This is a genomic window from Rhodonellum sp. (genome assembly GCF_030656585.1).
GTDB lineage: Bacteria > Bacteroidota > Bacteroidia > Cytophagales > Cyclobacteriaceae > Rhodonellum > Rhodonellum psychrophilum.
Genome location: NZ_JAUSPP010000080.1, coordinates 277,221 through 293,136, shown reverse-complemented (window position 1 = coordinate 293,136; position 15,916 = coordinate 277,221). Strand labels below are relative to the sequence as shown.

The 15,916-nt window shown below is 41.6% G+C and carries 11 protein-coding genes; 7 read left to right on the top strand and 4 right to left on the bottom strand.

Annotated features, from left to right (window positions below; all coding sequences use genetic code 11):
- The 4 genes from ribA to Q7J63_RS20435 all read left to right on the top strand — a co-directional run.
- The coding region (gene ribA, locus Q7J63_RS20450) for a GTP cyclohydrolase II (RefSeq protein WP_304888851.1) at nt 1–514 on the top strand (514 nt) is incomplete at its 5' end.
- Between the two features lie 111 nt (nt 515–625).
- Nucleotides 626–1,261: a hypothetical protein gene (locus Q7J63_RS20445; protein ID WP_304888849.1), complete on the top strand. Its 636-nt coding sequence runs from the start codon at nt 626–628 to the stop codon at nt 1,259–1,261.
- A 6-nt stretch (nt 1,262–1,267) separates the two neighbouring features.
- Nucleotides 1,268–2,050 (top strand): 5'/3'-nucleotidase SurE, encoded by a 783-nt coding sequence (gene surE, locus Q7J63_RS20440; RefSeq protein WP_026333544.1) that lies wholly within the window; start codon nt 1,268–1,270, stop codon nt 2,048–2,050.
- Nucleotides 2,051–2,231: 181 nt separating this feature from the next.
- Entirely contained in the window at nt 2,232–4,184 is a 1,953-nt protein-coding gene (locus Q7J63_RS20435) for a tetratricopeptide repeat protein (protein WP_304888847.1), read from the top strand.
- On the opposite strand, the gene Q7J63_RS20430 is transcribed toward Q7J63_RS20435, so the two are convergent.
- The 4 genes from Q7J63_RS20430 to Q7J63_RS20415 form a co-directional block, all read right to left on the bottom strand.
- On the bottom strand, nt 4,159–5,028 hold the full coding sequence (locus Q7J63_RS20430; RefSeq protein WP_019597134.1) for a hypothetical protein: 870 nt from the start codon (nt 5,026–5,028) through the stop codon (nt 4,159–4,161). The genes Q7J63_RS20435 and Q7J63_RS20430 overlap by 26 nt on opposite strands.
- A gap of 109 nt (nt 5,029–5,137) precedes the next feature.
- Nucleotides 5,138–6,472, bottom strand: coding sequence for an MFS transporter (locus Q7J63_RS20425; RefSeq protein ID WP_304888845.1), 1,335 nt, complete (start codon nt 6,470–6,472; stop codon nt 5,138–5,140).
- 47 nt (nt 6,473–6,519) lie between these two features.
- A complete protein-coding gene (locus Q7J63_RS20420) occupies nt 6,520–8,946 on the bottom strand; it encodes a glycoside hydrolase family 31 protein (RefSeq protein WP_304888843.1) in 2,427 nt (808 codons plus the stop codon).
- A gap of 200 nt (nt 8,947–9,146) precedes the next feature.
- Nucleotides 9,147–10,187 (bottom strand): LacI family DNA-binding transcriptional regulator, encoded by a 1,041-nt coding sequence (locus Q7J63_RS20415; protein WP_019597131.1) that lies wholly within the window; start codon nt 10,185–10,187, stop codon nt 9,147–9,149.
- Nucleotides 10,188–10,414: 227 nt separating this feature from the next.
- Between Q7J63_RS20415 and Q7J63_RS20410 the strand changes: the two genes are divergently transcribed.
- The 3 genes from Q7J63_RS20410 to Q7J63_RS20400 all read left to right on the top strand — a co-directional run bounded on the left by Q7J63_RS20410 (nt 10,415) and on the right by Q7J63_RS20400 (nt 15,908).
- Nucleotides 10,415–13,213 (top strand): alpha-amylase family glycosyl hydrolase, encoded by a 2,799-nt coding sequence (locus tag Q7J63_RS20410; RefSeq protein ID WP_304888841.1) that lies wholly within the window; start codon nt 10,415–10,417, stop codon nt 13,211–13,213.
- 21 nt (nt 13,214–13,234) lie between these two features.
- Nucleotides 13,235–14,296 (top strand): class II fructose-bisphosphate aldolase, encoded by a 1,062-nt coding sequence (gene fbaA / locus Q7J63_RS20405; RefSeq protein ID WP_019597129.1) that lies wholly within the window; start codon nt 13,235–13,237, stop codon nt 14,294–14,296.
- 67 nt (nt 14,297–14,363) lie between these two features.
- The gene (locus Q7J63_RS20400; protein WP_304888838.1) at nt 14,364–15,908 is read left to right on the top strand and encodes an alpha-amylase family glycosyl hydrolase; all 1,545 of its coding nucleotides are present in this window, start codon (nt 14,364–14,366) and stop codon (nt 15,906–15,908) included.
- Nucleotides 15,909–15,916 lie beyond the last annotated feature (8 nt).

Genomic DNA, 15,916 nt, shown 5'->3' with positions numbered 1-15,916 from the left:
CGGTGACCATCATTTGGCTTTGATCAAAGGGGAATGGGCCATAGACGAACCGGTCATGGTGCGGGTACATTCTTCCTGTATTACAGGAGATATATTCGGTTCCTGTCGATGTGATTGTGGATCACAGCTTCACCACGCCATGGAAATGGTCCAGAAGGAGGGGAAAGGGGTTGTGCTGTACATGAATCAGGAAGGAAGAGGAATTGGGTTGATCAATAAGCTGAAGGCATATAAACTTCAAGAGCAGGGAATGGACACCGTTCAGGCAAATCTTGCCTTGGGATTTCCAATGGACAATCGTGATTACGGGGTAGGAGCTCAGATTCTTAGGGATTTGGGAGTAAGCAAAATCCGTTTGATTTCGAACAACCCTACTAAAAGAGTTGGCCTTTTGGGTTATGGGCTTGAAATAGTAGAACAGATTCCCATCGAGATCCTTTCGAATCCACACAACGAAAAATACCTGGCTACCAAGCGCGACAAGATGGGGCATACCATCATGAAAAACAAATGATCAAAATGCCCTGAGCAATCGGGGTATTTTGTTTTATAAAATTGGATGCTCAATCAACCAATCCTAGCCCAAATGCGTTACTTAGTTAGTAACACCAAAAAACAAATCGATATGAATAAGATACTGCTTTCTTCTCTTTTCATATTCTTTATGGGCCAACATCTGATTGCACAACAGAATCAGTTTCCTTCGCAGATTTGGCACCAAGGGAAAATAATCACCAATGCGGGTCAGGTATTTCAAGGCAACATCAAGTATGATCTTGATAACAATCTAGTACAGATGCAGGACCAGAACTTGGAGACTTTTGGCGCCTCAAATGTGTCCCAATTTGAAATATTTGATGAAATCTATGGGGGAATAAGGGTGTTTTATGCGCTCCCCTATGCTTTGGCCACAGATTACGAAACACCGGTTTTCTTCGAAATCCTCACTCAGGGAGATGATATTGCTTTGCTCTGTAGAGAGTATATCGCCACAGACAACAGAGGGGTGGGTATGTATGGATCGATGATGATGAACCCCATGTGGGGACCCCAAATGATGGGTGCACATCGCATGGCCTTCAATTATTACTTTTTTAAGGATGGTAAAATCCAGAAGTATTCGCAAAAGAAAAAAGAGCTGTTTGATTTTTTTGGAAATAGGGCAGATGAAGTCGAGCTGTTCATGAGAAAAAATAGACTTTCACACGACAAAAGAGGTGATTTACTGAGAATTACAGCTTATTACAACCAACTTAATTAATTATTTATGTCAAAAAAGCCCCTTATTCTTGTGTCAAATGATGATGGAATAACATCTAAAGGCATCAGGGTATTAGTTAGCATTATGAAAAAACTGGGTGACGTAGTCGTCGTGGCACCCGATAGCCCACAATCCGGAATGGGTCATGCCATCACCATCGGTGAGACACTCAGGTTATATGAAGAAGATATTTTTGAGGATGTAGTTGCATTCAAATCCAGTGGTACACCCGCGGATTGTGTGAAATTGGCCAAACATCATGTGTTGAAAGAAAGAAAGCCTGATCTGGTGGTCAGTGGCATCAACCATGGAAGCAATACCTCCATCTCAGTGCTCTACTCGGGGACCATGTCGGCGGCAATAGAAGGTGCTTTGGAAGGATACCCTTCTATCGGTTTTAGTCTTTGTGATTACTCTTCCAAGGCCGAATTTGACCATTTGGAAGAATATGTCTACAAAATCTGCAAGCAGGTACTGGATCATGGCATGGCCAAGGGAGTTGCGCTAAACGTGAACTTTCCCCCAAAAAGAAACGAATCCATCAGAGGAATCAAGATTTGTCGCCAAGCACATGCAAAATGGCAAGAAGTATTTGAGGAACGCTTTGATCCCAATGGACGCAATTATTTCTGGATGGCGGGCAATTTTGTCAATTTTGATAAGGGAGAAGACAATGACGAATGGGCAATCGCCAACAATTATGTTTCCATTGTCCCTTGTCAATATGACTTGACAGCACACCATGCCATCTCTCAAATGAATCAGGATTGGAACTGGGAAATGTTTTGATCTTAAGTGGTAAGACCCGATTTGGAATTATTAAAATTAAAAAATCACTCCTCAGAGTCTGATCAATTTATTGGATTATGCAATAAAAGCTGATTCGGATTCCCCGCTTTTGTTGTATAATCCATTGATTATATGCAACTTGTTTTCTAATATTCATGAAATAACGCTCCTGATTCCAAGCATGTATAGAAAATTCATTTTTTTGATTGTTATCGCCATTATTCCGAATTTTACTGATGCGAGGCAAAAGAATGCGGATAGCTTGAAACAGGTAATCCGCCAACAGCCAAGTGGTTCCTTAAAAATTGATGCCCTGAACAAGCTAACTTTTTTATTAAGGGAACTGGATTTGGAGGAGGCTTTGTCCTATGGAGAAACTGCCGAAAAAATGGCGGTAGAATTCCAAGATAGTCTGGGATTGGGTAGGGCAATGGGGAATATAGGTTGGATCTACTACCGCTTGGGAAAATGGGAGCCAGCTTTCAGGTATTCTAGAACTGCCTATACCATAGGGGTTTCTCAAGGCGATTATAGAGAGGTTGCCATGGTGCTGAATAATCTTGGAGCACTCTATTACCAACAAAAAAATTATGTAGAAGCACTCAAAAAATTCAAGGAAGCTTATGGCCTGGGACTTCAATTAAATGATCCTTATGTCAAAATCAGGAGTGTGAACAATATTGCATTGAATTTTTCCCTAATTGGGGAGTTGGATTCGGCAATGGTTTATGCCTTAGAGGCCTTGAAAGTAAATGAACAGGATGGTTCTCATTATTTTTACAGTTTTACAAATCGGGTAATCGGAGATATCCACATGGGTAAAGGGGAATTGTCCAAGGCCATTGACACCTATAAGCACTCTCTGGAAGTGAGCTCACATCAGAAATTGAAATCATTTGAAACCTCCGTGTTGCACAGATTGGGCAATGCATATCTTAAAAATGGGGAGATTTCCAAATCTATTCAAGTACTGGAAAGTGGCTTGGAAATAGCGAGATCCAACTCCTTTAGGGATGAATTGCTCCAAATCTATAAAAATTTGGCGAAGGCTTATGAGGAATCCGGAGATCTACAAAAAGCATTTATTTATCAAAAATTCTATATCGAGCTCAATCAAGAACTTGATTCTGAATCAGACATGAACCGATTGGCCTTGGTACAGGGAATGTTTGAGGTAGAGAAGTCAGAGACGGAGCTTCTTTATTTGAAATCCGAAAATGAACTTAAAGCCATCAAATTGGATTCGGTGGAAAAGACTGTGTTTTTTATGACCCTTGCTGCGGTTGTATTCGTGGTATTTTTAATTTGGCTTTTTATTCTGAATAGAAAGGCCGAAGTCACCAACATAAACCTCAAACAGGAGCAGGTAAAAGTAAACCTTCAAAAGAAGGAATTGGAAATTAAATCTTTGGAACTTCAAGATGCCAATACTACCAAGAATTCCCTTTTTTCCATTCTTGGCCATGATCTGAGAGCACCTGTTGCACAACTGAAAGGCGTATTGGATTTGATCCATCAAAAGGAACTGAGCAAAGAGGAATTTGAATCCATTTCCAATACCTTAAAACGTGATGTGGATGCCTTGTTTGTCAACCTTGACAATTTACTCAATTGGTCACGTACACAACTGGATGGGTTTAGGGTGAATATGGCGGAATTGGAAGTTTCTGAAGTTATCCTGCCTTGCTTAAACCTTTTTGAATACCAAGCAAGTACAAAAAATGTAAGCTTTAAAATTCTCATTCAGCAAAACGCGTTGATAATGGCCGACAAGGATCTGTTACAAGTAGTTTTGCGTAATTTTATTAGCAATGCCCTTAAATTTTCCAAAAAAGGAGGGGTGATAGCTGTTTTTACCGAAGAGACAGCTCTCAACACTATATTGAAAATCCAAGATTATGGCATCGGTATGACAAAAGAGCAAGTGGAGGCCATTACTGGAGTGGATATACTTATGAAATCAAGTATGGGAACGGAACAGGAACGGGGCACAGGCTTGGGCTTGATCCTTTGTAAGAAGATCATCCCTATGATGGATGGGGCCATGGAAATTCAAAGTGAAAAAGGTAAGGGTACCTTGATAACCCTTACCTTACGCAAATCCACCATTACTTTGCCTGCACAAGTGGTTTAAAAACAAAATTGTCTGGACTTATTTTTTTCTGGATCAATCCCAATCTTTTTAAAATGTTCATTGTGTTTTCGAAAATCTCCAAATCCACCCGAGAATCTTCCGCCCATTGGGTTTGCTTAAGCCAAGCTTGAATATCTTCCTGTAAAATCCCGTATTTATCGCTCAACTGGATCGGGAAATCAGGGTCAGCACGGAGCGTACTTGATTTTTCATAGACCAAATCCCTCAATTTTCGTAATATTTCACGGTGTTTTTGAATGGATTCATCGGATGCCACGATCACAAAGCAGGGCCAAGGCGTCGGTATTTCGCCAATTCTCTTGAAAGAACCCTGGTCAACCAAAGGTTTGGTGGTGTATTTTTCCCAAAGAAAAGTCTTCGGAATATCGCTGATAAAACTTTTTTTGGCACCTTCCATATTGCCAATAACCTCAAACTCCAAAACACTGAAATCCCATTTTTCTCTTTCGGCCAACAAAAAAGCCATTAGGTGAGAACCTGAACCAAACCTGCTGATGAGAAAAGGTGCATTTTTTAATTCTCCCAATTCAGTCACTTTGGACCTTCCGGAAACATGAATACCCCAAACCAAAGGGGATTTGACATGAAACCCGATAATACTTCCGGGGTTACCCTCTATTTTATCTTTCACAAAACTTTCTGTCAGTACGATGGCGACATCTGCGTTCCCTTCCCGAATCGCCTTGTTCATCTCTCCCGAACCTCTGGATTCATTTTGCCACTCCAGCTTGATTTCCTGATCTAAAAAAGGTTGACTTTCCACCACTTTTTCCCACACATAATTAAAATGTTCTGGTACGCCTATGATTCTTATAGTTTCCATAATCAATTTTTTTCGAAATTATTGCTCCATTGAGAATTCTAATATAATCTCTTTAAATCAAACAAATTTCAATTCTGGATGTGCATCCTTTGGGATGGATAAGTGGAGATCAAACATCATGTGTGGCGCCTCTATCGGTGATCAGAAGGTTACACAATCCAGCAAGAATCAATGAAGTCCCCGCCAAAACCATAGTAAAGATAACTTCCTCGCCAAACAAGAATTTATACAAGAAATTGATGCCCCCCAAAGCAGCCACAATCTGCGGGATTACGATAAACATGTTGAAAATACCCATATAAACTCCCATTTGCTTGGGATTTACCGTACCCGAAAGCATGGCGTAGGGCATGGAAAGGATACTTGCCCAAGAAATCCCCACCAAAGCAAAGCAAATATGGAGCATCCAAGGCGCTGAAATATAATAGATCAGGATAAAACCAAATCCGCCAGCAATTAAACTGAACATGTGCACCAATTTTCGGTTGATTTTCATTTTACTGGTGACAAATGCCAAAATCAAAGCAAAAAACATGGAAACCAAACCATAGGTTCCAAGATAATTCCCAACGCTGTCCGCAGCATCGTTATACGCCACGGAAGACGTATCGGTGGATTTGAAAATGTGTTCGGTAATGGCTGGAGTGGCGAAACTCCACATCGTGAAAAATGCAAACCAAGAGAAAAATTGGACCAATCCCAATTTTTTCATCACCAAAGGCATCTCCGCAATGTTTTTGAAAATCTCCTTGAATCCATTGAAAAAACCTTTGCTTTCCTCATTTTCCCTTTGGAAAATTTGTAGGTCTTCGGGTGGGTACTCTTCGGTTTTGAAAATGGTAAAGAGAATGGAACTTAACAATACAAAAGCGCCTATCCCAAATGCAAATTTAACCGAATCGGGGATGATCCCTGGTTCTGCTGTGTTCGGGATACCGATCTGGGTCATCATCCAAGGGAGATTACTCGCCACCCAAGTGCCTATCCCGATAATCAAGGTCTGCACCACAAATCCATAGGACCGTTGGCTGTCTGGTAGTTTGTCTGCAACCAAGGCCCTGAAGGGTTCCATGCTGATATTGATGGATGCGTCCAAAATCCAAAGTGATCCTGCCGCCATCCACAACGCACTTGAATAAGGGGCGAAAAACAAAGCGGCAGTACTCAAGACTGCACCAATAAAGAAAAATGGTTTCCTCCTTCCGAAGGTTGGATGCCAAGTCCTATCGCTGAGGTAACCCACGATGGGCTGCACCAACAGTCCGGTCAAGGGTGCGGCTATCCAAAGCAGCGGAATGGCATCTTTCTCCGCACCAAGGGTTTGGAAAATACGAGACATAAAACCTCCTTGAAGCGCGAAGCCAAATTGAATGCCCAGAAACCCGAAACTCATGTTCCAGATCTGCCAAAAATTGAGGCGCGGTTTTTCTATGATTTTTAGCATTATTTTGGGGCAATTGATAATTAACGGTTATGGGTTGTATTGGATTTCTATTGGAGTTCAATCGAAAAGGCTTCAGCCAGATGATCAATGGTGACGCTTTGGATTTCCTCTATATCAAAGTAGGGGTGGAGTTGATCCGGTAAGGGATCCAATTCAGAAAGTTTATCCAGAAAAGCCATGTTTTCCTTCTTGGTTGTTATAAGCTCTCCAGCAAATTTGATTTTTTTGATATCCAGGCCGTGAAAAAGAAGCTTTACAGAGTGGAATGCTGAGGCAAACTGCCCTTCAGATTTTCTGAAATGGAGTATTTCTCCTGTGGATGCCCATTCGATTTCCCTTTTGAAAAATCCACCGTTTTTATATGCCATGCTATGTCCATCATCTTCGTAGTGCAGATACTGGGCTTTTCCTTTGCTGTTGTAAAAATGAAGTCTTAAAATACCATCGTGCTTTTCACCTGTATGCGAAACGTCTGATTGTAGTGCCAGTACAGATCCTGCTTTTACAAAAACCGGTAGGTAATTCAAGGGGGTATCGACGTAAATCACCTGATTGCCCGAATATTTTTGATCATTGAAGAGGTAATACCATTCTCCCTCGGGGAGATATACTTTGGCGATTTCCTTGGTGCTTTCTACAGGGGCGATCAGGAATTTATCACAGAAAATATATTGATTTTGGTAAGCCGTTTCATACACATGGGGATCATGTGGGAAATCGATGGCAAGACTTCTGGCAATCGGCAAGCCATCGACAGTGCTTTTGTAAAATCCGCTGTATAGAGTTGGCAGTAGACGATACCGAAGTTTCATGTAATTTCTGGAAATTTCTTCCACTTCTTCCCCAAATGACCAAGGCTCTGCGTCATTGCTGTTGATCATGGAATGGGCCCTGTAGAGTGGCGCAAAAGTGGCAATACTCATCCATCTGGCAAACAACGATTTGCTGGATTCTCCACAAAATCCTCCGACATCATATCCAGCAAAAGACACGCCGCTGAGGCCCAGGCTATTGACAAGGCGAATGCCCGCCATCATGTGTTCTTCGCTGGCCACATTATCACCTGTCCAGGCAGCGGCAAAACGTTGGATACCTGAAAATCCCGATCTGCTTAGGACAAAGGGTCTTTCTTCGGGATTGTGAAGCAAACTTCCCTCCATCGCAGCTCTTGCCATCTGAAGACCATAAATATTCCTGGCTTTTCGATGGCTGACTTCTTCTCCTTCATAATGGAAGTTCAAGAGATTTGGTGTAAACTGACCCCAAGAAGCCGGTTCATTCATATCCGTCCAATAGCCATCTACTCCGATTTCTTGATAGAAAGCCATTTTTTCGGCCCACCATGCTCTGGTTTCTGTTTTGGTGAAATCCGGGAAAGCACACCAGCCCGGCCAAACCTGTCCTTCATAAATTTCCCCATCGGGATATTCCACAAAAAGTCCTTTTTCTATGCCTTCGGCATAAGGAAGGTAATCTTGATCAGATTTGATTCCAGGATCCATGATCACGACCACTTTAAATCCCTTTTCCTTCAAGCTGCTTACCATCGCCTTTGGGTTGGGAAATTTTTCGCCGTCAAATGTGAATACCTTGTACTTTTCCATATGGTGGATATCCAAGTAGATGACATCTGCAGGCATGTTTTTTTCACGAAAAGTGTTGGCTAGTGTCATCACTTCTGAATCTGGATAATAGGAATACCGGCATTGTTGGAATCCAAGAGACCAAAGCGGTGGCATCTCCATGCGTCCCGTCAATGTGGTGTATGCGCTGATGATTCCTGAAACAGTCGAGTCGTGGAAAAAATAATAATCCAAATCACCATCTTCAGCACTGTAATATACAAATCGGTTGTTGGAAGCACCAAAATTGAAAACGGTCTTGTGGGAGTTGTCAAAGAATATACCATAAGCCAGATTATTGTGCAATCCTATGTAGAATGGGATGGACATATAGAGCGGATCATCATTCACCCCATAGGCAAAATAATCCGTGTTCCAGTTGGTATAGGCACGTCCAGCCCTATCGAGATTTCCTGTTTTTTCACCCAGCCCGATGAATCGCTCCTTTTTCTGAACTTTTTTGTAATTGCTAACTTCTGTACCCAGCCATGAAACCGCAAAAGCTGGATCATCTTGGTTCAAAACTATCCCATCCGGGCTTAAAAAGGTCAGGCCAAATGGGGAAAGATTAATTTGAACATGGATTTTTGAAGTTTCAAGAGAAATAAATTTGTCATTTTCCACAACAGAAAAATCCAATTTTTTTGGGCTTCCAATGACGCTGTAGGGATTTGGGGAAAAATCATCGTCTTTGCTCACCTGAATCCGGATGGTGTGCACTTCATACAAAGTGATCGAAAAATTAGCCTCGGAAGTTTTTCCAGAGATTCCAATTTCCGATTTTTCCCAAGATTGAACTTCTCCTATGGCAAGGTTTTGCTTTCCCTTTCTTTTATTGGTCACTTCCGTCATTTGTATGGGTAATTTAAGCTGTATGTTTTAATTTGGGCAATTGCAAAAATCTAATTTAGGAAGGAAAATCAAAGTAAAAAACAATGGCAAAAGAAGCGGAGCAGACCCTGGCGAACAACGCAAGAATTAATGCCCCAAAACAAAAAATATGGCCCTATTCAAACGTTTGCACAAATAAAGCGGCCCACATGAAAATTAACCTAGAATTTTTTTCTTTGGGAAGATTGCCGGATAATGAGCTCAGTTTCCAGCACTATGGTTCGGTGTTCCCTGGTGGTGATGGCCTCTTTTTTCTTGTCGATCAGGTCCAAAAGCAATTTAGTGGCTGTTTGACCAATATTGAACCCATGTTGGGAAACCGTGGAAAGCGGTGGGTCAATCATTGCCGAAAACTGCCAATCGGAGAAGCCAACGACTCCGACATTTTCTGGTATTTTAAGGCCTAGCGATTTGAGTGCCATCATGCTGCCCGCCGCAGCGATATCATTGGAGGCAAACACCCCGTCCGGAACAGGTGATTTCTCGAAAATTTCTTTGGTGATCTGAAAACTTTCTTCCTGCGTGCCTTTCGGGCATTCAATGATCCAATCCTGATTCAGTGGGATATTGGCCTGCTTTAAGGCTTCCATATAGCCTTTTTGCCTTTGCTTGCTGATGTCCAGATTTTTGGGTCCTGCGAGATGAACGATTTTTGTACAGCCTTGTGCGATCAAGTGCTTGACAGCCTCGAAAGCTCCTTGGAAATCGTTGACGGTGACATTTACTGTATTCTCAAGGTCGGGAACCCGATCAAAAAAGACAATGGGGAAGTTGATGTCAATCAATTTTTTGAAGTGCTCAAAATCAACTGTCTCCTTAGAAAAACTCACCAACAGCCCATCAATCTGATTGGAAAGCATTGTCTCTATACTCGATTTTTCTCTGGCAAGGCTTTCATTTGTTTGGCAAAGAATGACATTGTAGCCATTTGAAAACGCGATTTCCTCCACTCCACTGATGACTGTTGAGAAGAAAAAATGAACCACTTCAGGGATGATCACACCGATGGTGAAAGATTTGCTTCTCCGCAAGCTCATGGCCACGGCATTGGGCCGATAGCTCCATTTTGCTGCCAAAGCTTTCACTTTTTCTTTTGTCTCATCACTGATTCCCGGATAGTCTTTCAATGCCCGGGAAACTGTCGATGGGGAGATATTCAACTCTTTGGCAATGTCTACAATCGTAACTTGTCCTAATTTCATAGATAGTGATAATACTAGTCTGCTGACCAAATGTTTTGTCCCGATTGGGATTGAAATAAAAGATCAGATAGCCACCGCGTAATGTAATACTCCCTAGAACAATAAAAAAGTATTTTTTTCATTTAGGAAGTGCAAACGATTGCGGTGACGTTTGCACTACTTTTTTTGTGATTTTCTGGAAAAAGAACTTGCTTTTCGCAATTCATGGGGTAATATTTCGAATTAACATGCAAACACAACTCCCAAAATTACTGGCTGCCATTTTGTTTTTGACAATGGCTCAATTTACTTATGGACAGGTGACTACGGTTCCTGGATTTCCACGGGGGGATCAAAAAGTAAAGATTATATACGATGCTTCCAAAGGAACCACCGAGCTTTCAGGTGTGGACCCCATCTATATCCATATTGGTGCGATTCTCCAGAATCCCACCTCCACCGTTTGGGCAATCGTGCCATTTCAATGGGGCACAGCCAATTCAAATGCCAAAATGACAAAGGTAGCAGGTACTGCCAATACCTGGGAGTGGGAAATGACGCCCAATGATTTTTTTGGTACCACTGCAGATCAGAAGATTTACAGACTTGGGCTGGTTTTTAGAAATGCTGATGGGACCAAAAAAGGGGCGTCAGAAACCAATTCTGATATTTTCATCGAGCTCAGCCAAGGGTTTCAGGTTGCATTTACCAAACCCAAAGCACTTTCCGTACTGCTTGAAATAGGGGATACCCAAGAAATTGAAATTGTGGCTTCTGAGAATGCAGATCTTACGCTAAGCCTTGACGGGGATGAAGTAGCAGCTGCCACCAACAAAGATAAACTTCAATACTCCTTTACAGCCCAATCAGAGGGTGTTTTTTCGATTTTGGCGAAAGCTACCCAAAACCAGCAATCAGCTTCCGAAGAGCTGCTGATCAATGTGGTTGGCCAAAGCCCCCAGTTGCCATTGCCAATAGGTGCTAAAAAAGGGATCAATTATCTCTCAGATTCAGAGGTGATCTTGGCATTGGAAGCTCCGAACAAGAAAAATGTGTTTGTCATCGGAGATTTCAATGATTGGCAAGTATTGCCTCAATATCAGATGAATGCAACGCCGGATGGGGAGATTTTCTGGTTGAAATTGAATGGGCTTATTCCGGGTCAAGAATATATCTTCCAGTATTTGGTGGATGGCAGCATCAGGATAGGAGATCCCTATGCGGATAAAATTTCCGACCCTTTCCATGATTTGGAGATCATCAATGACAACAGATATTCTGGCTTGAAGCCTTTCCCCTCCGGTAAAACAGAGTTCCAAGCCACCTACCTCCAAACTGCACAAACTGCATATCCTTGGAAATATTTAGATTACAAGAAGCCTGCTGTTGAGGAATTGGTGATTTATGAACTCCTGATTCGGGATTTTGATGAGCGGAGAAGTTATAAGGCGGTGACCGAAAGACTGGACTACTTGGTGGATTTGGGAATCAATGCAATTGAACTGATGCCAGTTCAGGAATTTGAGGGGAATCTTTCTTGGGGATACAATCCTGCTTTCTTTTTTGCTCCCGATAAATATTACGGAACCAAAGATGAGTTGAAGACACTCATCGATGAAGCGCACAAAAGAAATATAGTGGTCATCATGGACATGGTCCTCAATCATGCCTTTGGTCAAAACCCAATGGTTCGGCTTTACAACGACGGCGACTATGGCGCACCCACCGAGGAGAATCCCTGGTTCAACAGGGCAGCCAAACATCCCTTCAATGTTGGTTATGACTTCAACCATGAAAGTGCCTACACCAAATCTTTTGTGGATTCTGTAAACAATTATTGGCTGACAGAATACAAAGTGGATGGATTTCGTTTCGATTTGAGCAAAGGTTTTACACAAGTCAACTCAGGAAACAATGTGGGCTTTTGGGGACAAAAAGATGAATCAAGGATCGCAATATGGAAGCATATTTATGATCGGATCAAGGGAAATCATCCCGACGCTTATGTGATTTTGGAGCATTTTGCCGATAACGTGGAGGAAAGGGAGCTGGCTGAGCATGGACTCCTGCTATGGGGCAATATCAATGGTGATTTCAGGGAAATGGCCAAAGGAAATTCCAATAACTTCAATTGGGCGTATTTCAAAACCAGAGGATGGGCAAATAACAATCTGATCAGTTACATGGAAAGCCACGACGAAGAAAGGACGATGTGGGAATCTCTGACCTACGGGCAGACTTCCCCTTTAAACATTCGAAACCTCAGCAATGCCGTGAACAGGAATCAATTGATGTCTGCATTTTTCTTCGCCATACCCGGACCAAAAATGCTTTGGCAATTTGAGGAATTTGGATACGACCAAGAGTTGAACAACGATAGGCTAGGAGTAAAACCCACCAAATGGGAATACCTCGACAATCCCGACCGTCAGCGCCTTTTCAACCTCTATTCGGCAATGGCTTTATTGAAAAAGGAGCTCAATCTCTTCAATAAACCCGAAGAAGTCCTATTGGATTTTAACCAAGCCTTGAAATCCATTCAGATTTCCGATGGGGATCTTCAAATGTTGCTCTATGGTAATTTTGGTTTGACGGATATCGCAAATGCCTCTCTTTCCTTTCCCGCCTCCGGTCTTTGGTACAATTATTTTACGGGAGAGGAAGTTTCGGTTTTGGGTAGCACGAAGGACATGAAATTGAGTGCAAACTCATTTTTGCTTTTCACCAATAAAAGACTTCCCATTCCGAAAGGTGAAATTTTGCTAGAGGATTTGATTACATCCCTTGACCAAGAAATCGTTGATCTTTCAGGGTTTAAGCTGTTTCCTGTTCCAGCCAAAGACAGGTTGGAAGTGATGGTCCCTTCAGGCTTTAACCAATTCAATTACAGGATTTTGGATGTCACTGGAAGAATTCTCAAAGAGGGCGTTCATTTTGCTGCCACGAATATTTTAGAGGTCGATATAAGGGATTTTAGGGCAGGTCTTTATATCTTTGAGATCAACGACAATCGTCAGCTGCTGAGAAAGCGGTTTTTAAAAGAATAACCAAACCTTTAAATCTAAATTATGAAATTCAAACCGGGAGTAAAATACGGAGAAGAACTCAAAGACTTGCTGGAATATGCAAAAGAAAGTGAGTTTGCATTGCCTGCGGTCAATGTAATCAATACCAATACGGTGAATGCTGTCTTGGAAACAGCCAAAAAAGTGAATTCACCTGTGATGATCCAATTCTCCAATGGAGGTGCCCAGTTTTTTGCGGGTAAAGGATTGAGCAATGAAAATCAAAAAGCCAGTATCGCTGGTGGTGTTTCAGGTGCATTGCATGTTCACCAAATGGCTGAGGCTTATGGTGTACCAGTCGTATTGCATACCGATCACGCTGCCAAAAAATTACTTCCTTGGATAGATGGATTGCTTGCAGAAGGAAAATCATATTATGAGGCGTACAAAAGACCTTTGTTCAGTTCTCATATGCTGGATCTTTCCGAAGAAACATTGGAGGAAAATATAGCCACATCCGTTGAATACTTTAAAGAATTCAACAAACTTCAAATGGCCATTGAAATTGAGCTTGGTGTCACAGGAGGTGAAGAAGATGGAGTGGACAATACGGATATTGACAGCTCGAAACTGTATACCCAGCCCTTGGAAGTGGCTTATGCCTATGAGCACCTGAAGCAAGTAGGAGACCTATTTACTGTCGCTGCGGCATTCGGAAATGTCCATGGTGTTTATAAGCCGGGAAATGTAAGTTTGAAACCAATCATTCTGAAAAATTCCCAAGATTACATCAATGAAAAATTCGGAACCACAGGCAAACCTTTGTTCTTTGTTTTTCATGGTGGATCAGGATCTACTTTGGAAGAAATCAGAGAGGCCAACAGTTATGGTTCGATCAAGATGAATATCGATACCGATATGCAATGGGCATTTTGGGAAGGTGTTTTGAAATTTTACAAATCAAACGAAGGTTACCTACAAACCCAATTAGGAAGTCCTGATGGACCCGATAGTCCGAATAAAAAATATTACGATCCAAGAAATTGGTTGAGAAAAGGAGAGGAGAGCTTCGTCAAAAGACTTGAAGTGGCCTTTGATATGCTCAATGCAGTGAATAGGAATTAAAATAGACGCATTATAGTGAGGAAAAAGCCGCTTTTGGGTGGCTTTTTCCTTTTTAAAACAAAAATTCATGAAAAAAATATTTATCTATTGCTTTATTTTTTTTGTCGCGGTTTCCTGTAAAAATTCTGGAGACGGTAAACTGGAGAACCACTGGCCGAATGCCGGTATTACTTATGAAATTTTTATACAATCGTTTTATGATACCAATTCGGATGGTATTGGTGATATCAATGGAGTCACCAAGAAACTGGATCATGTGAAAGAACTCGGCGCAAATGCCATTTGGTTTATGCCCATCATGCCCTCTCCAAGCTATCATAAATATGATGTGACAGACTACAAAGCCATTCATCCGGATTACGGCACTTTGGAGGATTTCAAAAAATTGATGAAGGAAGCACACAAAAGAGACATTAAGATAGTGATTGATTTGATCATCAACCACACGAGTAGCGAGCATCCTTGGTTTTTGGAGTCAAAGAAAGGAAGGGATAATCCTTACAGGGATTATTATGTATGGGCGCAGAAGGACACCATTTCTGCCTATTTGAATAAGAAAACAATTACCCTGGACAGTGACAATATTCGTCAATGGCATAACCCAGGTTCTGGAGAGGACTTTTATTACGGATTTTTTATAGGAGGAATGCCTGATCTCAATTTTGACAATCCAAAGGTGAGAAAGGAAATTTATGAAATTGGAAGGTTTTGGTTGGAAGAAATGGGAGTGGATGGATTTAGGCTTGATGCTGCCAAACATGTTTTCCCTGATGATAGGCCTGTGGACAATCACGAGTTTTGGATTGAGTTCAGATCTGAAATGGAGAAAATAAAGCCTGACGTTTATTTGGTGGGTGAGGTTTATGATATGAAAGAAGTGGTGGCCCCATATTTACCCGGATTGCCTGCATTGTTCAATTTTGACTTTCATTATACCCTGATAGATGCTTTCAAGGAAAGTAACGGGAGTTTGTTGGTGGAGAAACAAAAAGAAATACTTGATTATTATTTGGGCATTACGCCCGATTTTATAGACGCAACTTTTTCATCCAATCACGATCAACCGAGACTTTTGAATTCCTTGAATGAAAATCCCAGAAAACTGAAACAAGCCATCGCCATTCTCATGACTATGCCTGGTGCACCTTATCTTTATTATGGGGAAGAAATCGGGATGTTGGGAAGAAAGCCTGATGAAAACATCCGAGAGCCGTTTTTATGGGATATTCAAGCAAATGATAAAGGGAGAACCACTTGGATGGAACCTGTTTATTCCATTGACGAAATGGTCACTCCTTTGGCCATCCAAAAATCAATGAGTACAAGTTATTTCAATCACTACAAGGAAATCATCGCAGTGCGGAATACGAATAGGGGACTTGCTTTGGGGAATTTGGAATTGTACTCTGAGGATTTACCTAAGCCAATTATGGCCTACTTTAGAAATCACAAGGATCAAAATCTGTTTGTAGTCCACAATCTGAGTGATCAGGGATTTACCATTGCACTGCCGGAAGGATATGAGAATTTGATCTATTCCTTCGGAATGTCAAAAGCGGATGATGGCAGTATTTCCATGCCTCCATATTCATCAATCGTGCTTGAAAAATAAAGGAATAA